Origin of the sequence: Persephonella marina EX-H1 (genome assembly GCF_000021565.1) — a bacterium.
In the GTDB taxonomy this organism is placed as follows: domain Bacteria; phylum Aquificota; class Aquificia; order Aquificales; family Hydrogenothermaceae; genus Persephonella; species Persephonella marina.
Genome location: NC_012440.1, coordinates 741,830 through 763,390 on the forward strand (window position 1 = coordinate 741,830; position 21,561 = coordinate 763,390).

The window sequence follows — 21,561 nt, forward strand, 5'->3', positions numbered from 1 at the left end:
TCTCCCTCTGTAAAATAAACAAAGATATTATAACTTATGAATAAGGTACTGTTGAAAGAAAATGTTTGAAAAAAGATGAAATATAAATGGAGCTATAACCGAACCAGATCTGATATAAAGATATCCAAATATCAGAGAGGGGAAGAAGGTGAGAACACTCAGTATATCTGGATTTATGATAACGTGAGGTAAGGAAAAAAGGACGGAGACTGTGATATTCCGGAGATGAATATTCTTTACCGGTACTGTGGATAAAAGATAACCTCTAAAAAATATCTCCTCTGCAAAAACCTGTCCTGACTGATAGAAATTTTGTATTGAGATACTATTCCATATAAAAGGGAGATATACAGAAGACAACAACGACCCATACAATATTCCGGATCTGTAGTTTTTTAAGCCTAACTCTTTTAGATCCTTAAAGATAAGAGGGGAGATAAGAACAAAGAAGGAGGCATAGAAAAATAGGCTGTTAAAATATGTAAGTGATAGCAGTAATACCAGCAGTATATAAAGCGTAAAAGCTGAATACATCAGGCTTTCAACCTTTTTAACTTCTGGAGATGTATCATTATAGCTGTTATAGCCGCTGGAGTTATCCCTTCAAGTCTTGCAGCATGACCGAGGGTTAGAGGTTTTGCAGCTGTCAATTTCTGGACTACCTCTTTTGTAAGTCCGGCTATCTGTGAGTAGTCTATATCTTCAGGTATCTTTATGTTCTCCAGATATCTCATCTTTTCATTCATCTTTCTTTCCCTTTCAAAGTATCCTGAGTACTTAACATTGATATCTATCTCTTCAGCCACATAATCACTCTCAGGTGTTTCAAAGCCGTACTCTTTAAGTTTATTAACATCTATATCAGGTCTTTTTAAAAGATCATAAGCTGAAACGGATCTTGTCTCGCCTTTTGATACTATCTTCCTTCTCTCATTTCTGTAAATATCAAGCCATCTGCCTATCTCTTTCTCTATCTCTTCTACAGCTTTAAACTGCTCGTAGCTCAGCATACCGAGATTGTAAGCCTTTCTGTAAAGTCTTAAAACAGGATTGTCCTGTCTGAGATGAAGTCTGTACTCTGATCTTGATGTAAAAAGTCTGTAAGGCTCTATAACACCTTTTGTTGTGAGATCATCAATCATAACACCTATATAAGCCTCGTCTCTTCTTATATAAAACGGTTCTTTACCAAGTGCCCTCAGTGCAGCATTTATACCTGCGACAAGACCCTGTCCCGCTGCTTCTTCATATCCTGTTGTTCCATTAAAGTTTCCTGCGTGGTACAGACCTTTTACTCTCTTTGTCTCAAGTGTTGGGTAAAGTTCAGTTGGTGGGACTATATCATACTCAATTGCGTATGCAGGCTTTAGTAATACAACATTCTCAAGTCCCGGGATTGATCTGTACATCTCCCACTGGACTTCTTCAGGTAGAGATGTTGAAAGGCCGTTTGGATATATACTTATGCCGTTCTTTGTTTCAGGCTCAAGCCATACTGTATGTCTCTCTTTGTTCTCAAACTTTACTATCTTGTCTTCTATTGAAGGACAGTAACGGGGACCTATACCTTTTATAGCTCCGCCATAAAGTGCTGTTCTGTGTAAATTCTCCCTTATTATTCTGTGTGTTTCTGGAGTTGTATATGTTATGTAGCAAGGTATCTGCTCTTTCTGGTTTTTTCTGAACCAGTATGAGTGCTCTGGATCGGTCCAGAATGAGAACTTTGGTGCAGGTTCATCTCCTGGAGCTTCCTCAAGACCTGAAAAATCAATCGTTCTTTTATCAAGTCTCGCAGGTGTTCCTGTTTTGAACCTCTGGAGGGGAAATCCAAGCTTTCTGTAAAAATCAGGGAGTTTTGTTGATGGTTTTTCGTCCATTCTTCCTGCAGGTATCCTTTTATCTCCTATATGAATAACACCATCGAGGAATGTTCCTGTTGTAACAACAACAGACTTGGCTCTGATCTTTAATCTTCTATCTACCTCAACACCTTCAACTTCGTAACTGCTCTCTTTCAGATAAATATCTGTAGCCTCACCTTCAATAACTGTGAGATTCTCTGTGTTTAGAACCTTATTAACCATATACTTTCTGTACTCTTCCTTGTCAGCCTGTGCCCTCGGTGATCTTACAGCTGGACCTTTTCTTGTGTTTAAGGTTTTAAACTGGATACCTGTAGCATCAATCGCCTTTCCCATCTCACCGCCGAAAGCATCAATCTCCCTTACAACAATACCTTTTGCAATACCACCTATAGCTGGATTACAAGGCATAAGACCTACTTTTTCTTTATCTAATGTGATAAGGGCAGTCTTCACCCCGAGCTTTGCAGAGGCAAGGGCAGCCTCAATACCAGCATGACCACCACCTATAACAACAACATCATACTCAAGGTCATATACCATAAGATCACCTCTTTTCTGTTATATGAAACTAAAATAATATATGAAAATCATACCTTTATACAACACAGCTTGAATATATTTTTTCAAAACAGTAAATATAAAAGTATATATTCCGTTACAGGGAGGAGGTGTTATGTTTCCCTTTATTATCATCTTTATTATGGGACTTTTTTTGATTTTGCCCCAGCAGGTTTTTGCTATACCTGCATTTGCGAGACAGTACAAGGTTAGCTGTAACACATGTCATGCAGCATTTCCAAGGCTGAATAGCTATGGTGAACAGTTTGCAGATGAAAACTACAGAATGCCTAACTGGAGGGACACTGTTCTAGATACAGGCGACAGTATGCTCGCTCTACCTAAGTATGTTCCACTTTCAATAAGGGCTATGGCTTACGCTCAGGTAAGGGAAGGAAAGTATATAGATCCGGTCAGTGGTGAGACTGAAAAAGCTGACACAGACTTTCAGGCTCCGTATATGATAAAGATTCTTTCAAGTGCTCCACTTTCAGACAGAATATCCTTTTACTTTTACGGTATCTTAGCTGAGAAAGGAGAGAACGGAACTGTTATCGTTGAGGATGCGTGGTTCAGCTACTCAAGCATTTTCAATACAGGGATAGACCTTATGATAGGTCAGTTCCAGATATCAGATCTGATGTTCCCAAGGGAGCTCAGACTTACATTCCAGGATTATATGATATACAGAATGGCTGGAATAACCTATGATAGAGGAGTTATATTCAGTAAAGGCTTTGATCCAGTTTCCATAGATTTAGGTCTTGTGAACGGAAATGGGATTGAGGAAAACCTTAAGATAAACAGCCCGGGTTATAAAAGACCTGATCATATGTTTGATAATGACAGGAAGAAGACAGCATTCGGCAGGATCGGTGTAGATATAGCAGGTGTCTCAGCAGGTCTGTTCGGACTTTACGGTAAGCAAAAAACAAAGCTCACAACAAGTGCAGGAACAAAAAGTGGAAGCAGGTATGCGGATAAAAAGATATACGGGCTTGATATATCTGGAAATGTAAATGATAAGGTCTACTATTTCTTCCAGTATCTTTACAATGACTGGGGAAAGTACTTTGATGATACACCAAACAAAAAATACCAGTGGTGGGGTGTCTTCGCAGGAGTTGATTATGTCTACAGTGATAAAGTTGTTCTGTCTGTTCTGTATAACTATGCTGATGCTGGAGACTTTGACGGAACATCAACAGTTTATGAAGGTATAAATATAAACACATTAACACTCACATACTCATACTACTTTATGAGAAATGTTAAAGGTATTATTGAGGCAACATACGACTTCCAGTCAAAGGATAATGATCCTGATTTTGTAGGACATGAGACAAAGGAAGGATATATTCTGATAGGATTTGATGCTGCATTCTAAATATTCTTCAGAACGAACTCACCAATAGGATTTTCAAACCTTTTGTCTCCACTGTGGTAAGCTGTCCACAGGTGGAGGCATTTTACTTTAAAAGGTTTTTCCTTGAAATCTCTTATACCACCGATACCGACATTTTTATCAAGTAAGACTGAAAATCTTGGATCGTCTAGAAACTGAGGATACTTTTCTTTAAAAATCTTTATCCTTTCCTCGATCTCCCTTTCATGTAAGGTTATAAAAAAGCTGAAAAGTGACTCATCAGTGCTTATCTTTTCAGAAAAGCAGGCTATATAGCCTTTCTCCTCAAGTCTTGATATTTTTGCCCTTATATCCCTATCAAGTATCCAGAATCTTGTAGGCTGGGGTACATAGATCTTCCTTTTTTTATCCCATACAACTATATCCTGTCTGAAAACATCAATACTCTTCACGCTCCCACATACTCTTTTCAAATCTAACAACCTTATTTCTTCCTGTTTCTTTGGCTCTGTAAAGTGCGATATCTGCAAATTTAATACACTGCCAGAATCTATCACTATCATGAGGAAACTCAGAAACACCTATACTCACCGTTTTCTTTAATGTAACCCCATCTGTGTGTATTACCATATTTTCAACCTTCTTTCTAATCTTCTCTGCTATCTCAACAGATTTTCCTTTTTCCACATCAACAAGTAAAACTATAAACTCTTCGCCACCGTACCTGACAACAATATCAGCTTCTCTTACACTTTTATTCAGAATATCAGCAACCCTTTTTAGTACCGTATCTCCAACATCATGTCCGTACTGGTCATTAACCTGTTTGAAGAAATCAACATCAACCATAAGTATGCCTATTGTTGATTTTCTTCTTATTGTCTGCTGTGAAAGTTTTGGTATGAGCTCCTCAAGGAATCTTCTATTGTACAGTCCTGTAAGCTGATCAACAAGTGACTGTTTTCTAAGTTTTTCCATATAAGATTTTGCCTCAATAACAGGTGCAACCTCTCTGAGGTAAGCCTCAATGAATGGAAGCTTGTTCTTTATATTAACCCTGCTTTCCTTATCGTAAATCAGCTGGAGTATAATTCCAACTCTACCACCAACATAGATAGGAATACATGTGAAAAACTCCTCAGCCTCTCCATTCTCACATTTAATAAAGTTAGGACATACACATGCATACTCCTCAGAAACAACCTCAGATCCTGTTCTTTTCACCCTACACTGATCAGCGTCAAGGAACACAACATCCTTACACCATTTTGTCTCTTCGTCTATATCTATCAGTTTATTGTTCTCTGTATCTACCTCATAGATAGAGTACTGCTGTATATTCATATCTTTCATTAACTTTCTAAGTCTCAGATAGATATCCTCTTTTGATGCGTCTTTTTCCACAATCTTTTTAAAGTTGTAAATCTTAACAAGCTCTTCAACTATCATATAGGTATCTTTCAGTGCATTACTGCTTTTGTTAATATTTCCACCGATAAGATATGAAACCCTGTTCTCTATGGCTGTGAGTGTGTTGCATAGTTTATCCATTGTTTCATTATATGTATCAGCAACTTCCTTAGCCTCGTCGTTTGTGTTTATAAACACTCTCTCTGAGAAATCTCCATCCTTAGCTTTGCTCAGTCCTCTTTTCAGTCTTGAGAAAAACTCTGTGTAAGGCTGGAAGAATCTAAGGATAACAAATGTTGTCATAAGGAATATAAACATTGACATGAATGTTGTCTGTATAAGATTTGCAAAGGTGAAGGATCTTACAGGGGTAAGATCTGTTTTTATGTATATAGCACCTAAGACGGCACCAGCTTCTACATTATGACATTTAAGACAGTTTATCCTGTTTATAGGCTCTGCCTTGTAAGGAAGTATGAGAACATAGCTGACTTTATCAAAGGTCTCTTCAAGTTTTTCGTAGGGTATTCCTGTCTGTAAAACCTTCAGTTCAGCTTCCGTTTTTGGCTTTTCATTTTCAGAACCTTCTCCATACTGCTGAACAACTTTATCTCCCCTTATAACCCTTATCTCCTCTATATTTCTATGTTCAAGCTTTATATTACTTAAAAATAGATCCCTTTTATCTATCTTCCCGATCTCCATAAGTGTTGTGAGGGAGTCTCTGACTATCTCTGCTATAACCGATGACTGATTCTTAACGTGGTTGATATTAACCTCTCTGAAGCTTTTGTACTCAAGTATCTGATTGACAAGGAACAGTATAAAAAGTAGTACAGCTACTCTTAACAGTAATTTAGATCGTATTGATTTCATCTAAAAACTCCAGATATTATATACAGGTATTTATTATTATTACTATTCGGAACGGAAAAGTAAATGTTTAAAAAAAGAATATTTATAGGTAGTTTTATCAAACTAAGTAATACTAAATTCTATACGAGAATAAAGAAGGATTTTGGCGGAATAACAACGGGAAGATGGGTTCCGGTACAGAACTTTCACATAACATACAGATTTATCGGAGATGTTACCAGTAAGGAGCTTGAAGATATATACTCTCTCCTGAAAAATGAGATAAACTATCCACGGACTGTCAGTCTTAATCTTAAAGGGGTTGGAGCTTTCCCAAATATTAGTAATCCAAGGGTCTTTTTTATAAAAGTTGAGGACAGTAATGGAGATCTTGTTGAGATAAACAACTTTATACAGGACAGACTTTCAGTTCTAGGTTACAAAAAAGAGATCAAACCGTTTGTTCCACATATTACACTCAAAAGGCTTAAGGGTGTAAAAAGGGAAGATTTTGTTGAAAAAGTGAAGAAGTATGAGGATATTCTTTTTGATACTCAGGAAAGTCTTGAGGTAAATATTATTGAAAGTATACTCACACCTCAGGGGGCTGTTTATAAGAAAATACTGCTGTGAAATGTTAATATATATTGCAAAATTTATGATTGATTTCATTTTTTATCTAATTAGATATATGTTATCAGATACCGTAGGAAATTATAAATGGAGGTAAATATATAATGGGTAAATATAAAGTCCCAAGGAGCACCACATACGGAAAAACCCAGATGGATTATGCCAGGGAAGGTATAATCACACCTGAGATGGAGTATGTTGCAAAAAGGGAAGATCTTCCTGTTGAGCTTGTCAGATCGGAGGTTGCCAGAGGGAGAATGATAATCCCGGCTAACATACATCACTACTCACTTGAACCTATGGCTATCGGTATTGAGGCAAAATGTAAAGTTAATGCTAATATAGGAAACTCTGCTGTTGTTTCCGATGTTGAAGGTGAGCTTGAGAAGTTAAGAGTAGCTCTTAAATATGGAGCAGATACAGTTATGGATCTTTCAACAGGTGGAAATGTAAACGAGATAAGGGAGGCTATAATAAGGGAATCTCCTGTTCCTGTAGGAACAGTTCCTATATATCAGGCTCTTCAGGAGGTCAGAACTATAGAACAGCTTACAGAACAGGATATCCTTGATATTATTGAGCTTCAGGCACAGCAGGGTGTTGATTATATGACAATTCACGCAGGTGTCTTAAAGGAGTTTTTACCGCTGGTTAATCACAGATTGATGGGTATCGTTTCACGTGGCGGATCAATAATGGCTGAATGGATGACAGTTCATGGAAAACAGAATCCTCTATACACACATTTTGATAAGATATGTGAGATATTCAAAAAGTACGATGTAACATTCTCACTTGGAGATGGTCTCAGACCTGGCTGTATAAATGATGCTTCAGATGAGGCTCAGTTCGCAGAGCTTAAGGTTTTAGGTGAACTTACAAAGAAAGCTTGGGAACACGGTGTTCAGGTTATGATAGAAGGTCCAGGTCACGTTCCAATGGATCAGATCGAGCTTAATATAAAGAAAGAGATGGAGTTATGTCATGAAGCTCCATTTTATGTTCTTGGACCTCTCGTTACAGATATAGCACCCGGTTATGACCATATAGCATCAGCTATAGGAGCTGCGATGGCAGGATGGTATGGGGCATCAATGCTCTGTTATGTAACACCTAAGGAACATTTAGGACTTCCAAATGCAGAGGATGTTAAGCAGGGGCTGATAGCTTATAAGATAGCAGCTCACGCAGCTGATCTTGCCAGACACAGGAAAGGTGCAAAAGAGTGGGATGATGCTATGTCAAAGGCAAGATACGAGTTTGACTGGGAGAAACAGTTTGAGCTTGCTATAGATCCTGAAACAGCAAGAAAGTACCATGATGAAACACTGCCACAGGAAGGATACAAATCAGCCAAATTCTGTTCAATGTGTGGACCTTCATTCTGTGCATACAGAATATCCCAGAATGTTCAGGAGGCTGTAAGCCAGAGTCCTGATTTTGCACAGATAGATACTAAAGAAGAAAATTAAATGCTGGGGGCTTTCAGCCCCTTTCTATCAAGGTAATAGATGGAGAAGATAGAAAACATACTTGAAAGTATTGAAGACCCAATCGTTGTAACTGATTTCAAAGGGGAGATAATTTATCTTAACCAGTCAGCTCAACAGCTAAAAGCCCAGATAGGAAAAAGACATTTTTATGAGCTTATAAATTATCCATTAACGCTTAAACATGTTAAAAACAGGATATCTGTTAAAAGTATATTCAAGGAGATAGAAAAGAGTAAGTTTTTGATAGATGCCTTTCCTTATGGAGACGATGGAGTAACCCTTCTTATAAGGGATATAACCAGATTTATTGAGCTTGAGGAGAAAAATAAGAAGGAGGGATGGATAGTAACGATCTCAAGGCTGATATCAAACATATTTCACGATATGAAAGGACCTATAGGTGGTATAAAAGGTTCTGCACAGCTTTTAAAAGAAGACCCATCAGATCAGGAGCTTATAGAGGATATACTCTACGAGGTTAAAAGACTTGAAAGTATGATAAATGATGTAACATTAATAACAAAAACTATTAAACTACAGAAGGAAAAAACTAATATTCATATGCTTATAGACAGAGCCATAAAATCTCTTAAGTCCCAGTATCCGGAGATTGAGTTTGAAAGGATATACGACCCGAGCTTACCTGATATTGAACTTGACAGGGAGTATATGCTGAGAGTTCTGATAAATATAATCAGAAATGGTATAGAGGCTGTTGAAGGAAAAGGAAAAATAACAGTTTACACAGGTATCTCTTGGGACAAGGTTTACTCACCAAAGGGAAACAAGATATTTATAAGAATAAAGGACAGCGGGAAGGGAGTTCCTGAAGAGATCATTGATAAGCTTTTTGTTCCTTTTACATCTACAAAAAAAGGAGGAATGGGTATAGGACTTTCCTCTTCATACAAGATAGTTAAAGAGCATGGAGGTGTTCTCAGATACATAGGGGATGCTACATTTGAAATACTACTTCCCTACAAGGAGTAAAGATGAAGGCACTTGTTTTTGATGATGAGAGAACGATAAGAAATGTTCTTAAAAAGGTTCTTATGAAAGAAGACCTTACAGTAAAAACATACGAAAGTGGGAAAGATGCTGTCCAGATCATTCAGGAAGAGCTACCTGATATAGTCTTCCTTGATATATCACTTGGAGATGCTGACGGGCTTGAGATACTTAAACAGGTTATAGGCTTTGAGAACAAACCTTATGTTGTTATGATATCAGGTCATAACGAGTACAACTATCTTATAGAAGCCATGAAGCTTGGTGCTTATGACTACATACCAAAGCCCTTTGATATAGAAAGAATAAGAAAGGTTGTGAATGATATAAAAAAGATAGCAGGAGCACAGACAGTCTCTGAAACCCTTGATATAGATATAGTAGGTAAAAGCCCATCTATGGGTGAGATATTCAAGATGGTAGGTAGAGCTGGAGCAAGTGATGAGCCTGTTCTTATAACAGGTGAAAGCGGAACAGGTAAAGAGGTGATAGCGAAGCTTATACACAGATACAGCAACAGATCAGACAGACCTTTTATCGCTATAAACTGTGCAGCTATTCCCTCAGGACTTATAGAGTCAGAGCTTTTCGGTTACGAGAAAGGTGCGTTTACAGGAGCTGACAAACCAAAGAAAGGAAAGTTTTTACTTGCAGACGGTGGAACGATATTCCTTGATGAGATAAGCGAGATGTCTCTTGAAGCCCAGAGTAAGCTTCTTAGAGTTCTTCAGGAAATGGAGGTAACACCTGTAGGTTCATCAAAAACATACAGCATTGATGTTAGAGTTATATCGGCAACAAACAGGGATCTTATAAAGCTTGTTGCAGAAGGTAAGTTCAGGGAGGATCTTTTCTACAGACTTTCAGTTATAGAGATACATATACCTCCTCTCAGGGAAAGGAAAGAGGACATACCTGATCTTATAGAGCTTTTCTCAAAACAGGCTATGAAAAAGTACGGTCTGAAAAGGGGTGGTTTTACGAAAGAAGCTGTGGAAGTTATGATGAACTATGACTATCCTGGAAATGTGAGGGAGCTTAAAAATATAGTAAACAAGCTTATAGCACTTCACAGGGAAAGGCCTATAACACCAGATCTTATACCTCCAAAGATAACAGGTTCAGAAGATTTTGGTGGAACAGACTGGAGGAGTGGTTTTGTAAAGGAGGCAAGAAGTCTGATACTTCAGAACAAGAAAAATATCTACGTAAAAATGATAGAAGAGGCAGAGAAACTGGTTATACAGGAAGTTTTAAAGCATACAAACGGGAATATATCGGAAGCAGCTAAATATCTTGGGATTCATAGAAATACTATCCACAGGAAAATAGAAGATTTAAATATATCTGTAAATAAGTTATGATTATATATATAAAGTCCTACAGGAAATAAAAACAGTTATGAAAAAAATTTTTAAATTTGCACTGCTGTTTGTCTTCTTATCATTTGTTTTTAGCTGTGCACCTAAACCTGCAGAGTATGAGGAGAAAAGAATCCAGAACAGCCAGTATTACTACAAGATAGGTCTTTCATATCTCAACAGCGGTAATATAGCACAGGCTATTTACTATCTTAATAAGGCATACGAGATTGATCCTGAAGATCCTGACATCCTTAATGCCCTGGGTATCGCATATACGAATGTTAAAGAGTATTCAAGGGCCAAAGAGTTTTTCCTTAAATCTATAGAGATCCTCCCTGATAAACCTGAGACATACACAAATCTCGGTGTTTTACTGGCACAGGAAGGAAATTACGAACAGGCACTGTGGTATTTAGAAAAGGCTATAGAAAACCCGAATTACAGAAATAAAGAAAAAGCCCTTTATAACATTGCTGTTGTTTACAGAAAGATGGGTAATCTTCCCAAATTTGAGGAGGCTTTAAAAAGGACAATATCATATAATCCTTACTTTATGAATGCATATATAACACTTGGAAATTACTACATACTCCAGAAGAGATATACAGATGCATACGATATATTTACGAGGGCTGTAAATGCAGGTCTTGTAAATCCATATATATATCTTGGTCTTGGAAAGGCTTACTACTATCTAGGTGAGTATGAAAAATCAAGATATTTCTTCCAGAAGGCTAAGAAGGTAGCTGGGGATGATATGTTCGTAAAGCAGGAAGCTGTAAAATTTATAGATATAGTTGATAGAAAGATAGTTGAGAAAAAAGAAAGGGAGATAAAAGAACAGAGTGTAAAAAAGAAGGTTAGTGTTAAGCGGGTTGTTAAAAAAGAGATAAGAAAAGAAGATAAAGTTGTAGAAACATTGGACACAGGTAAAGATCTATCTGAACCAGAAAAGAAGGAAGAATCCCCTGTTATGGAAGAAAAGAAACCGGAAAAAGAAAAGAGCGAAAATGAAAGGGTTAAGATTGGAGGAGAAAGGGATACAAAAGTAGCAAAGAGATCTGTTCCGGAGACGCCTAAGAAGGTTATTAAACCAAAAATAAGATTTTATGTTCAGGTAGGTGTTTTCTCGGATGAAAAATCTGCCATGGATATTTATGAAAAACTTAAAGAAAAGGGTTTTGAACCTCAGATCAAGAGAAGAAATATAGATGGTACAGAGTATTATTTTGTTATAATAGGATATTTCAAAAGTTACCTTGAGGCTTCAAGGTTTTATAGAAAAAATCTTAAGCCGGACGGCTTTAAAGGAATAGTAAAATTTGTTAGAAAGTAGGAGTGAGATGGAAGGAAAAAAGATAGATATCTCAGTGGTTATACCGATCTTTGATGAGGAAGAAAATCTACCCCTTCTTTACGAAAAACTTAAAAAAGTTCTTGATAGTCTTGGAAAGGAGTATGAGATCATCTTTGTTAATGACGGAAGTAGAGATAGATCATGGGAGATCATAAAGGAGTTTGCTGAGAAAGACAGCCATGTTGTTGGTGTTAATTTCAGAAAAAACTTTGGTCAGACAGCTGCGATGTCAGCCGGGTTTGAAACAGCCAGAGGTGAAGTGATAATAACTATGGATGGTGATCTCCAGAATGACCCTGAGGATATTCCTAAACTTCTTGAGCTTATAGATCAGGGTTACGATATAGTTAGTGGATGGAGAAAAGATAGAAAGGATGCCTTTTTAAGCAGAACTCTACCTTCAAGAATTGCAAACTGGCTTATATCTAAAGTTACAGGTGTTCATCTCCATGATTACGGCTGTTCCCTGAAAGCATACAGGGCTGATGTGGCAAAACAGCTTGATTTTTACGGTGAGATGCACAGATTCCTGCCAGCCTTATCAAAATCTATAGGGGCAAAAATCACTGAGATTCCTGTAAAACACCATCCGAGGATATATGGAAAATCAAAATACGGTATATCAAGAACATTCAAAGTACTACTTGACCTTATGCTTGTTAAATTTTTACTTGATTACAGAACAAAGCCTTTGAGGGTTTTTGGAGGAACAGGGGCTGTTTTATTTCTGTTTGGATCTATAACACTTTCTTATCTGGTTCTGATAAAGGTTCTGTTTGGTCAGGACATTGGGAACAGGCCTCTTTTGATATTTGGAACTCTTTTTGTTCTCTCAGGTATACAGCTTGTATCCACAGGGATTGTAGCTGAGCTTATAACAAGGACATACTATGAGTCCCAGGGCAAGAGACCGTATATTATCAAGGAAATAGTTAAGAAAGAAAGCTAAATTGAAAAAGTATATAAAGATATTTGAATTAATCGTCTCATTAGCTGTAACTGGAGGATTTATATACCTTTTTTATGTTGTAATAGGTTTTGAGAAGCTGATATACTTTTTGAAAAAAGTTTCCCCTACAGATCTTTTTATAGCTTTCATACTTTACCTTTTTTCATATATAACAAGAACATACAGATGGAAGATAACCCTTGAGATAAAAGATTTTAAAAAGCTCTTCAAGATCACATCATTCAACACTGTGTTTAATATATTTCTCCCTTTCAGAACAGGAGAGCTCTCCTTTTTCTATATGTTAAAAAAAGAGAATGTACCTTTCAAAGAAAGTGCAATAAGCTTTTTTACAGTGAGATTTTTTGATGCTGTATCACTTTTTACAGTTTTCCTCTCCTCATATCTGGTATATAAGGGTTTTACACTTTTTTCATTACTGCTTGTTTTAGTGATGCCTTTCAGTTTTTATATAATCAAGTTTATGGCAGGTTACATAAAGATAGAAAAGTTACAGAACTTTAACAGAAATGTCCTTACTGTAAAGAATATCCTTGTTCTGTATATACTCTCAGTACTTACTTTTGTTTTCAAATTCTCAGGTTTTTACTTTGTTATCCCCCACGGTATTGATCTAACATTTATTGAAAACTTTTTTGCAGCGGCAGCCGGGGATTTTACAACAATCCTTCCAATACACGGCGTTGCAGGGATAGGAACGTATGAGGGAGGTTATGCTGGAATACTTTACCTTTCAGGACTTGATAAGGATACAGCTCTCCTGTCCTCAGTTTTTGTCCACATTTTCATACTTATAGGGGCAGCTTTTATAGCAGGTTTCAGCTATATATTTTTAAGAAAATAATTATTTTTTACCAAAAAGCTGTTCTAACTTTTCTTTAACAATCTCAGATGTGATCTTTGTTACATCCTCCTTTATACTGTCTTTTATTGTTTCCTTGAGATCCTTCTCTATCTTGGAAACGAGATTCTCCTTAATCTCTTTTTTCAGAGACTCTTTAAGATCCTCAAGCTCCTTCTCTGTTCTATCAATAAAATCTTTCTGTAGGTCAGATATCAGCTTCTGTATCGCATCATCATTTTTAAGGTCATTTACAAGCTTCTCAACAGTCAGCTCTATTATCATCCTTTTAAGCTCTTCAGGAGAGATCTCAATCTCAAGCTTTATATTATTCGAGGGCTGGCTCTTAGGGATAACCTCATTTTTTTCAGGTATATTTACAGTTTCCTCAAATATTCCTGAATCCGGTATTACCTCTTCAATGCTTGCAGGTATGTTCTCATCAAGATTTATCTCCTCAATATTTTCCTCTACCTGAGGTATTTCCTGAATAATTGATTCTATATCGCTGCCCTTATCTTCAGATGAGACTTCGTTCCCACCAAAATCACCAAGTAATGCCTCTATATCCTCAGGGGGTTGATACACCTCTTCTGAAAAACTTTCCTCTTTTTTCAGTTCGGAGGAAGCCCGTTTTACAGACTCTATAAGTTTTTCATCCTCTTCATTTTTTATAAAGAACTGTATTGATACATTTTCAGGAAGTTCCTTTCTGTCAATAGGGTTTTCCTTTGATACAAGTATCTCAAACTTTTTGTCTTCAAGTTTATCCCTTGTTAAGAGAAATTTAAGATCATCCACAGCAAAGTCACCTGCTGATGCATCGTATATGATAATATCAGGATTAAAACTGCTTATATCTTTCAGCATACTTAAACTGTCTATATACAGCTGTACATTCAGATCTGAAAGTCTGGATTTGATTTTGTTTGATAGCTCCTGATCAAAAGAGATAACAGCGATATTCATTTTAAGATCCCTCCATTTTTATTAAGAATATTTCGTAATTTTATCAGTGAAAAATTAATTTTTAAAGTTTGTCTTGACATAAGGATCTTCACTTAATAAAATTATGACTGATGAGTCAGTCAGATACGAAAGAGAGGCTTATAAATTCTGCTGTAAAGATCTTTTCAGAGAAAGGGTATTTCAATACAAAGGTGTCTGATATCGTAAAAGATGCCGGTGTAGCTCAGGGAACTTTTTATCTTTACTTTAAAAGTAAGGAGGAGATATTTCTTTCTATTGTTGAGTATATAGTTGATCAGATAAACGGGACTATAGAAAAGTTTATATCTTCTGATCACAATGCTGAAACAAAGGTGATAAATTTTGGGAGAGAGATATTTACTGTTCTCTACAGTTACAGGGAGATCGCTTATATATACCTTTTTCAGCTTTTCAGCATAGATGAGAAGTTCAAAAGTATATACGTATCAACAAATAACAGGATAAGAGACTTTTATATGGAAACTCTGAAAGGTTATCCACAAAAGGAGGTAGCGGCAGATATTCTTATGGGTTTCGGTAAAAGGCTTTTAGAGTTTAATATCCTTATACAGAAACAGGATATAAATCAGGTGATTGGTGAGTTTGAGAAAGGGGTGAAAATAATCTTCAGGGGAATGAGATGAGAAAAGGTTTAATACTTGTTTTGCTGCCATTAACAGCTTTTGGTTTAACAATGGACGAAGCTGTAAATATAGCTCTTCAGAATAACCTGAGAATAAAACAGAAAGAGATGGATATCCATATCTCTAAACTCCAGCTAAAAGAGGATAAAAATCTATGGTATCCACAGTTTTTTATTAACTACTCATTTACATTTCTTAAGGACACACCTTATACAAACCTTCCCCCTTCAGCCTTGTTTCCCGTTCCCTTTTCATTCAAACAGATGAGCAGAGATTTTTATAACTTTGAGATAGGTTTTAACTACCCTATTTTTACGGGATTCTCAAGAACAGGAAAGATAAAGATATCAAAGGCTGAGATAAACTTCAATCAAAAGATCTATGATGAGGAGAGGATAAACACAGTAGCAGAGGTTAAGAAGGCGTATATAGACGTTTTAATGGCGGAGGCTGTTCTTGATATATACAGGAAACAGTACAGTGCAGTTAAATCTCATCTTGAGAGGGCTGAGGAGTTTTATAAGGAAGGTCTGATAGCAAAGGTTGAGGTGTTACAGTCAAAGGTCAGACTTTCACAGATAGAGATGAAAATAAAGAAAGCTGAAGGTGATCTGAATGTGGCGAAATCAAGACTTAATGTACTTCTGGATCAAAAGATGGATAAGGATTTTGATGTAGAGCCTGTTTATATAGAGATTCCCGATAGTCTGGATCTGAACGGGCTTATAAGATCAGCCCTTGAGAACAGAAATGTGATAAAAGCTATGAGAATAAAGGAAAGTGAGCTTGACTATCTTGAGAAGATAGAAAAATCAGATTTTTACCCAAAAGTTTTTGCACAGGGAAAGTACTTTTACTCGGATCAGTATCCCTACCTTGATCCTAAGGGAAATCTATCATTTACAGTTGCCCTTAATCTCCAGTTTCAGGGTATAAAGCCTTACTACGCCTCACTTAAGGTTAAAGAGGAGAAGAGAAAGCTAAAACTGAAGATAAGAGATCTACAGAACAGTATAAAGCTTCAGGTGAAAGCAGCATACGAGAACTTCTCTGTTGCACTGAAAAATCTTAAGGTAGCACAGAGCAGTCTTAAGGAGGCTAAAGAGTACTACAGAATGGTTAAGGAGCAGTACATAAATCAATTAGCCTCAACAACAGATGTTCTTGATGCGGAGAGTTATCTTACATCTGCCAGAAAAGGTGTAACTATATCCCGTTACCAGCTTTTAAAGGCTTACATAGATCTTGAAAAAGCGGTAGGAGGCAAAATTGAAGAATAAGATAGGTCTGACGGTTGTTTTACTTCTTATAATTGTTTTTTCAGTTATCTCTTTCAGATGGATAAAACACAGGATGGAGTATGCGATAACAGATGCTGTTTTTGTTGAGTCAGAAAAGCTTGCAAATCTTTCCTTTAAGAGGGTTTCAGGAAAGATAATAAAAATGCACAAAGATGAAGGTGATGATGTTAAAAAAGGAGATATTCTGGCAGAGATAGACCCATCTGACTATAAAGTTCAGCTGGAGAGGATAGTATCTGAGATAAAAAGCCTTTACTACAGGAAGAAAGCCCTTGAAGAAAAACTTAAAAGGATAGATGATCAGCTGAACAAGAAGTTAGAGATATCAAAACTCTCATTAAAACAGGTGGAAGAGGGTATAAAGGGTTTGTCCCTGAGATTAAAACAGATAGATCTCAGGATAGGCCAGCTGAAAAGGGATATAAATAGATTCAGAAATCTTGTTAAGAAGGATCTTGCACCTGCAAGGAAGCTTGAAAAGATGGAAACTGAGCTAAAGATACTTAAAGTTGAAAGGGAGTCTGTAGTATCAAAGCTTGAACAGATGAAGATAAGCAGGGATATAACAGAAAAAAAAGTAAAACAGGCAGAATCTGATATCCTGAAGGTAAGAGAGCTTAAAAAGGAGATTTCCTCAATTGAGGAAAAGATGAACGCTCTGAAAAAACAGAAGGAGGATATACAGAATCTGATTAAGGAAACAAAACTTTTAGCACCTTTTGATGGAAAGATAGCGAAAAAGTATAAGACTGAAGGTGAGGTTGTATCACCTGGAATTCCTGTTTATGCCCTTGTCTCTGATAAAGATATATATATAAACGTTCTTCTTGAGGAAACAAAGCTAAAAGGTATAAGGAAAGGGAGTAAGGCTTACATAAAGATAGATGCATACCCTGATGAGGTGTATGAAGGTGTTGTTGAGGAGATAAATCCTGCTTCTGCGGCAAAGTTTGCTTTAGTTCCAAGGGATGTAACAGCAGGTGAGTTTACAAAGGTAGCCCAGAGAATACCTGTAAAGATAAGGATAGTAAAGGGAGATAAAACCCTTTTAAGGGTCGGTATGAGCGGTGAGGTTGAGATAAAGAAGGAGAGATAAGGGAGTTATGGAACAGCCTCCTATTTATGAGAGGATATCTAACTTTGAGAGAGGGCTTATAACATTTATTGTTATGTCCGGTGCATTTATGGCTATTCTTGACACAACAATAGTTGATATTATAGTCCCAAAGATAACAGCACCTCTCCAGACGGATCTTTACGGTGTCCAGTGGGTTATCACTGCGTATATGATCGCTTCTGCAACAATGCTCATTCTCTCAGGATGGCTTGATAAGAATTTTGAACTGAGGAATGTTTATATAGCAGGTATCACTCTTTTCACTCTCTCATCATTTGCCTGTGGTATATCCACATCACTTGAGGAGATGATAATAGCAAGGGTTTTTCAGGGGGCAGGAGAGGCTTTCATAATGGCTACAGCACAGACAATACTTTTTGCTGTTTACCCACCTGAGAAAAAAGGTATCGCTATGGGTATATTTGGACTTGGTGTAAGCTTTGCACCATCAATAGGTCCAACACTTGGTGGTTACATAACGGAACATTTAGACTGGAGATGGGTTTTTTTCATAAATATACCTTTTGGTATAATTACAGTTCTGCTTGCTCTTTTTTATCTTCCTGAGACTTCTTACTTCAGGGAAAAGGCAAAGCTCAACTTTATCTCATTCTTTTTCCTCTCTTCATTTACCATATCTACGCTTATTGTCCTATCAAAAGGTCAACAGCTTGGATGGTTTATGTCTGACACTATAGTTTATCTGACTGTTATATCTGTATTTTCACTTCTTTTATATATCCTATCCGAGATTGTCTCAAAGGAACCTTTAATTGATTTTTCAATATTCAGGATAAAAGAGTACTTTGTTGGTATATCCGTTTTCTTCCTTGTTCTTGGATTTTCTATGTACCAGATCTTTTATCTTCTTCCACTGTATTTTGAGAGATTAAAAGGACTGTCAACACTTGATGCAGGTATCCATATACTCGGTTTTGCACTTTTTATAGCCCTTTTCTCACCTATAGCAGGTATTCTTTCTGACAAGATCGGTGAAAGGTATGTCCTTTATATGGCTGTTACACTTTACCTTTTCAGCGCACTTTTTATACTGCCATCACTTGAGTATTTCACACCTAATCTTCAGGCAGCTTTACTTCTGATCCCACTTGGGATATCTATGGGGATGTTTTTTGCCCCTGTTACAACACTTGCCCTCAGAAATCTTGGTGAGAAAACATCTTTGGGAACAGGACTTCTCCACTACTCAAGTTTTATAGGTGGTTCGTTTGGGACAGCTATAGCAACAAATGATCTTTACAGGTTTGGATATCAGCATTATGAAGGTATAAACAATATGCAGGATACATCTTATGTTTTTGTATTCTTTGAAAAGTTTAAAGCCCTTTTTTCACAGATATTTGATATTGAAAAGGCTGAGAAATTATCACAGGCAATAATTTACAAAACGCAGTATCTTTATAGTATGAACTGGTCATTTCAGGACACATTTTTTGTTGCTGGATTATGGGGACTTTTAGGTGCTTTACCTGTTCTGATATTGGTCTATACTGATATTTTTAGAAAAAAGAGGATGAGTTATGAAAATACTTAGGCAGTACTGGATTGGCTTTCTGGTTATTCTACTACTTCTAACGTCAATCTATCTTATATACAGAAAGCTTTCCCAGAAGGAGATACCGCCTCATCTTATTGTTGGTGTAGGAAGGATTGATGGTGATCTGATAAGTCTGAATACAAAGTATGCAGGAAGGGTAAAGGAGATATTCGTTGAGGAAGGTAAAGAGGTTAAGAAAGGAGAGATAATCGCCGTCCTATCGGGAAAGGAGTATGAAGCTGAGCTTGAGGCTGTGAGGTACAACATAAAAGCTAAGGAAAAAGAGATAGAAGCTAAAGAGATAGAGCTTGAGATACTTAAAAAAACATTACCCGAGAATGTTAAGAAGGCAAGATCATCATTGAAGATAAACCTTTCCCTTCTAAAAGAGCTTGAGAAACAGATAGAGACAGTTAAGAGTATCGTTGAAAAGGATGAGAAAGATTATGAAAGATTTAAAAATCTTTATGAGAAGAAACTTATCCCTGAGGACAGACTTGAAAAGATAAAACTGAAGCTTGAGTCAGACAGAAATAGATTAAAGGGTTTTCTTGAAAAGAAAAAACAGATAATACAGCAGATTGATGCAGCAAAGAGCAGTCTAAAACAGGCTGAGGCTACAGTTAAAAAGATAGAGATACTTGAGAAAGGTATATCTGCACTTAAAATCGGTATCAATGCTTTAAAATCAAGGGAAAAACAGCTGATGGTTATACTTGATGAGCTTAAGATAAGATCTCCCGTAGATGGTTATATCGTTGATAAAATTGCTGATAAAGGTGAGGTTCTGGGAGAAGGGATGGTTGTTGCAACAGTTATTGATCCAGAGACACTGTATCTCAAGATATTTGTTGATACGATTAACAACGGGAAGATAAAAATAGGGGACAGGGCTTTGATATTTTTAGATGCCTATCCTGACAGACCTATTGAGGCAAGGGTTGTGAGAATATCTCAGAGAGCTGAGTTTACCCCTAAAGAGGTTGCTGTAAAAGAGGACAGGATACAGAGAGTTTATGCTGTTCATATAAAGCCTTTAAAGGTAGAGCCTGTTCTTAAGCTCGGTCTTCCTGCTGTTGGTGTTATATCCATAACCGGAAAAGGACTTCCAAAAAGTTTGAAAGAACTGCCGGAGATATAAGGTGAGCTGGAAGGATTTTTTATTTCCTGTTACAGAGCTTGTATTTGTAGTTTTGATCTATTTCCTTCTCAGAAGATACACACCTGTTTTCACAGGTAAGATTAAAGAGATCTTTTCAGTTCATGAGGAGAGGATTATATCCTTAAGGGAGTCTATAATAAAACTTCTTGATATATCTGTTTTTGTTCTTTTATTTAATATTCTTCTTGATTTTCCTGTAATTGGAGAGTTTTTGAGGAATTATATACTTCCAATACTACACTCAAACATAATTGATACAGAGGCTATCAAACTAAGTTTTTACTCAATACTTAAAGGTTTTATAACATTTTACATACTTCTTCTTATAACAAGGATAATAAGAAAGATAATTGAGATATACATAACATACAGGGCAAAAGGTGAGGATGTTGCATCAACCGTTGATATACTTGTTTACCACTTTGCACTTGTCCTTATATTTCTTATAACACTTTCAACTATGGGTATAACATGGAAGCTTCTTATACCGATAGCAGGTGCACTTGGAATAGGGATAGGTTTTGGTATTCAGGATGTTGTGAACAACTTTATAAGCGGTTTTATCATACTTATAAGCAAAACTGTAAAAAGGGGTGACTGGATAACACTTGGTGATAACTTTGGTAAGGTTGTTGATATAGGAATAAGGACATCAACACTCAGAACACTTGATAATATTGATATAATCATACCAAACTCACAGCTTGTATCAAATCAGCTTATTAACTGGTCTTATGTTGATCCCGTTGTGAGGGTTCATATACCTGTTGGTGTTTCTTACAGGTCTGATGTTAACCTTGTTAAAGAGACACTCCTTGAGATCGCATTAGATACGCCATTTGTACTGGAGTCTCCCTCTCCGGAGGCGAGATTTATAGAGTTTGGAAGCAGCTCTCTAAACTTTGAACTTCTTGTCTGGATAAATGTTAAAAAGATACCTATACCCCTTGCAAAAAGCGAGCTGAACTACAGAATATGGTCTGCTTTTAAAGAAAAAGGCATAGAGATACCATTCCCACAGAGGGATGTATGGTTCAAAAATGAGCTTGTTATAAAAAAGAGTGAATAA

19 protein-coding genes are annotated in these 21,561 nt (G+C 36.7%); 14 read left to right on the forward strand and 5 right to left on the reverse strand.

Going from position 1 to position 21,561, the window contains the following annotated elements:
- Positions 1-27: 27 nt before the first annotated feature.
- Positions 28-534, reverse strand: coding sequence for a JDVT-CTERM system glutamic-type intramembrane protease (locus tag PERMA_RS10975; RefSeq protein WP_012676930.1), 507 nt, complete (start codon positions 532-534; stop codon positions 28-30).
- A complete protein-coding gene (gene mnmG / locus PERMA_RS03930) occupies positions 534-2,405 on the reverse strand; it encodes a tRNA uridine-5-carboxymethylaminomethyl(34) synthesis enzyme MnmG (protein ID WP_012675243.1) in 1,872 nt (623 codons plus the stop codon). Before mnmG ends, PERMA_RS10975 begins: the two co-directional genes overlap by 1 nt.
- Positions 2,406-2,538: 133 nt before the next feature.
- On the opposite strand from mnmG, the gene PERMA_RS03935 reads away from it, so the two are divergent.
- Complete coding sequence (locus PERMA_RS03935) at positions 2,539-3,810, forward strand: outer membrane beta-barrel protein (protein WP_012676967.1); 1,272 nt, start codon at positions 2,539-2,541, stop codon at positions 3,808-3,810.
- On the opposite strand, the gene PERMA_RS03940 is transcribed toward PERMA_RS03935, so the two are convergent.
- On the reverse strand, positions 3,807-4,271 hold the full coding sequence (locus tag PERMA_RS03940; protein ID WP_238527230.1) for a DUF501 domain-containing protein: 465 nt from the start codon (positions 4,269-4,271) through the stop codon (positions 3,807-3,809). The two genes, PERMA_RS03935 and PERMA_RS03940, sit on opposite strands and share 4 nt — an antisense overlap.
- Entirely contained in the window at positions 4,228-6,075 is a 1,848-nt protein-coding gene (locus PERMA_RS10845) for a sensor domain-containing diguanylate cyclase (RefSeq protein ID WP_012676104.1), read from the reverse strand. Before PERMA_RS10845 ends, PERMA_RS03940 begins: the two co-directional genes overlap by 44 nt.
- 63 nt (positions 6,076-6,138) lie before the next feature.
- Between PERMA_RS10845 and thpR the strand changes: the two genes are divergently transcribed.
- The 7 genes from thpR to PERMA_RS03980 all read left to right on the forward strand — a co-directional run bounded on the left by thpR (position 6,139) and on the right by PERMA_RS03980 (position 13,723).
- Positions 6,139-6,687, forward strand: a complete 549-nt coding sequence (gene thpR, locus PERMA_RS03950; protein WP_012676017.1) for an RNA 2',3'-cyclic phosphodiesterase — start codon at positions 6,139-6,141, stop codon at positions 6,685-6,687.
- A 104-nt stretch (positions 6,688-6,791) separates the two neighbouring features.
- Positions 6,792-8,159, forward strand: coding sequence for a phosphomethylpyrimidine synthase ThiC (thiC, locus tag PERMA_RS03955; protein ID WP_015898989.1), 1,368 nt, complete (start codon positions 6,792-6,794; stop codon positions 8,157-8,159).
- A gap of 39 nt (positions 8,160-8,198) precedes the next feature.
- Positions 8,199-9,170 carry a two-component system sensor histidine kinase NtrB gene (locus tag PERMA_RS03960; RefSeq protein ID WP_012675328.1) on the forward strand — a complete coding sequence of 324 codons (972 nt, stop codon included), beginning with the start codon at positions 8,199-8,201 and terminating at the stop codon, positions 9,168-9,170.
- 2 nt (positions 9,171-9,172) lie between these two features.
- Positions 9,173-10,552: a sigma-54-dependent transcriptional regulator gene (locus PERMA_RS03965; protein WP_012676371.1), complete on the forward strand. Its 1,380-nt coding sequence runs from the start codon at positions 9,173-9,175 to the stop codon at positions 10,550-10,552.
- A 37-nt stretch (positions 10,553-10,589) separates the two neighbouring features.
- The gene (locus tag PERMA_RS03970; RefSeq protein WP_012676673.1) at positions 10,590-11,888 is read left to right on the forward strand and encodes a tetratricopeptide repeat protein; all 1,299 of its coding nucleotides are present in this window, start codon (positions 10,590-10,592) and stop codon (positions 11,886-11,888) included.
- A 7-nt stretch (positions 11,889-11,895) separates the two neighbouring features.
- On the forward strand, positions 11,896-12,858 hold the full coding sequence (locus PERMA_RS03975; RefSeq protein ID WP_012675289.1) for a glycosyltransferase family 2 protein: 963 nt from the start codon (positions 11,896-11,898) through the stop codon (positions 12,856-12,858).
- Position 12,859: 1 nt separating this feature from the next.
- Positions 12,860-13,723 carry a lysylphosphatidylglycerol synthase transmembrane domain-containing protein gene (locus PERMA_RS03980; RefSeq protein ID WP_012675735.1) on the forward strand — a complete coding sequence of 288 codons (864 nt, stop codon included), beginning with the start codon at positions 12,860-12,862 and terminating at the stop codon, positions 13,721-13,723.
- Here PERMA_RS03980 and PERMA_RS03985 read toward each other — a convergent pair whose 3' ends face one another.
- Positions 13,724-14,689 carry a ring-infected erythrocyte surface antigen domain-containing protein gene (locus PERMA_RS03985; RefSeq protein WP_012676292.1) on the reverse strand — a complete coding sequence of 322 codons (966 nt, stop codon included), beginning with the start codon at positions 14,687-14,689 and terminating at the stop codon, positions 13,724-13,726. It lies immediately after the preceding gene.
- 110 nt (positions 14,690-14,799) lie between these two features.
- On the opposite strand from PERMA_RS03985, the gene PERMA_RS10490 reads away from it, so the two are divergent.
- Genes PERMA_RS10490 through PERMA_RS04015 form a run of 6 tightly spaced genes read left to right on the forward strand, consistent with a single transcriptional unit; the run spans position 14,800 to position 21,561 of the window.
- Positions 14,800-15,354 (forward strand): TetR/AcrR family transcriptional regulator, encoded by a 555-nt coding sequence (locus PERMA_RS10490; RefSeq protein ID WP_012676222.1) that lies wholly within the window; start codon positions 14,800-14,802, stop codon positions 15,352-15,354.
- Positions 15,351-16,634, forward strand: a complete 1,284-nt coding sequence (locus tag PERMA_RS03995; RefSeq protein ID WP_012676112.1) for a TolC family protein — start codon at positions 15,351-15,353, stop codon at positions 16,632-16,634. Before PERMA_RS10490 ends, PERMA_RS03995 begins: the two co-directional genes overlap by 4 nt.
- The gene (locus PERMA_RS04000) at positions 16,624-17,751 is read left to right on the forward strand and encodes an HlyD family secretion protein (RefSeq protein ID WP_012676803.1); all 1,128 of its coding nucleotides are present in this window, start codon (positions 16,624-16,626) and stop codon (positions 17,749-17,751) included. Before PERMA_RS03995 ends, PERMA_RS04000 begins: the two co-directional genes overlap by 11 nt.
- 7 nt (positions 17,752-17,758) lie before the next feature.
- On the forward strand, positions 17,759-19,327 hold the full coding sequence (locus tag PERMA_RS04005) for a DHA2 family efflux MFS transporter permease subunit (RefSeq protein ID WP_012675931.1): 1,569 nt from the start codon (positions 17,759-17,761) through the stop codon (positions 19,325-19,327).
- Positions 19,314-20,471 carry an HlyD family secretion protein gene (locus tag PERMA_RS04010; RefSeq protein ID WP_012675879.1) on the forward strand — a complete coding sequence of 386 codons (1,158 nt, stop codon included), beginning with the start codon at positions 19,314-19,316 and terminating at the stop codon, positions 20,469-20,471. The genes PERMA_RS04005 and PERMA_RS04010 overlap by 14 nt, the downstream gene beginning before the upstream one ends.
- 1 nt (position 20,472) lies before the next feature.
- Positions 20,473-21,561 (forward strand): mechanosensitive ion channel family protein, encoded by a 1,089-nt coding sequence (locus tag PERMA_RS04015; RefSeq protein ID WP_012675537.1) that lies wholly within the window; start codon positions 20,473-20,475, stop codon positions 21,559-21,561.

Coding starts and splice junctions, on each gene's coding strand:
- PERMA_RS10975 (WP_012676930.1), bottom strand. CDS start 534: ATGTATTCAGCTTTTACGCTTTATATACTGCTGGTATTACTGCTATCA.
- mnmG (WP_012675243.1), bottom strand. CDS start 2,405: ATGGTATATGACCTTGAGTATGATGTTGTTGTTATAGGTGGTGGTCAT.
- PERMA_RS03935 (WP_012676967.1), top strand. CDS start 2,539: ATGTTTCCCTTTATTATCATCTTTATTATGGGACTTTTTTTGATTTTG.
- PERMA_RS10845 (WP_012676104.1), bottom strand. CDS start 6,075: ATGAAATCAATACGATCTAAATTACTGTTAAGAGTAGCTGTACTACTT.
- thpR (WP_012676017.1), top strand. CDS start 6,139: ATGTTTAAAAAAAGAATATTTATAGGTAGTTTTATCAAACTAAGTAAT.
- thiC (WP_015898989.1), top strand. CDS start 6,792: ATGGGTAAATATAAAGTCCCAAGGAGCACCACATACGGAAAAACCCAG.
- PERMA_RS03960 (WP_012675328.1), top strand. CDS start 8,199: ATGGAGAAGATAGAAAACATACTTGAAAGTATTGAAGACCCAATCGTT.
- PERMA_RS03965 (WP_012676371.1), top strand. CDS start 9,173: ATGAAGGCACTTGTTTTTGATGATGAGAGAACGATAAGAAATGTTCTT.
- PERMA_RS03970 (WP_012676673.1), top strand. CDS start 10,590: ATGAAAAAAATTTTTAAATTTGCACTGCTGTTTGTCTTCTTATCATTT.
- PERMA_RS03975 (WP_012675289.1), top strand. CDS start 11,896: ATGGAAGGAAAAAAGATAGATATCTCAGTGGTTATACCGATCTTTGAT.
- PERMA_RS03985 (WP_012676292.1), bottom strand. CDS start 14,689: ATGAATATCGCTGTTATCTCTTTTGATCAGGAGCTATCAAACAAAATC.
- PERMA_RS10490 (WP_012676222.1), top strand. CDS start 14,800: ATGAGTCAGTCAGATACGAAAGAGAGGCTTATAAATTCTGCTGTAAAG.
- PERMA_RS03995 (WP_012676112.1), top strand. CDS start 15,351: ATGAGAAAAGGTTTAATACTTGTTTTGCTGCCATTAACAGCTTTTGGT.
- PERMA_RS04005 (WP_012675931.1), top strand. CDS start 17,759: ATGGAACAGCCTCCTATTTATGAGAGGATATCTAACTTTGAGAGAGGG.
- PERMA_RS04010 (WP_012675879.1), top strand. CDS start 19,314: ATGAAAATACTTAGGCAGTACTGGATTGGCTTTCTGGTTATTCTACTA.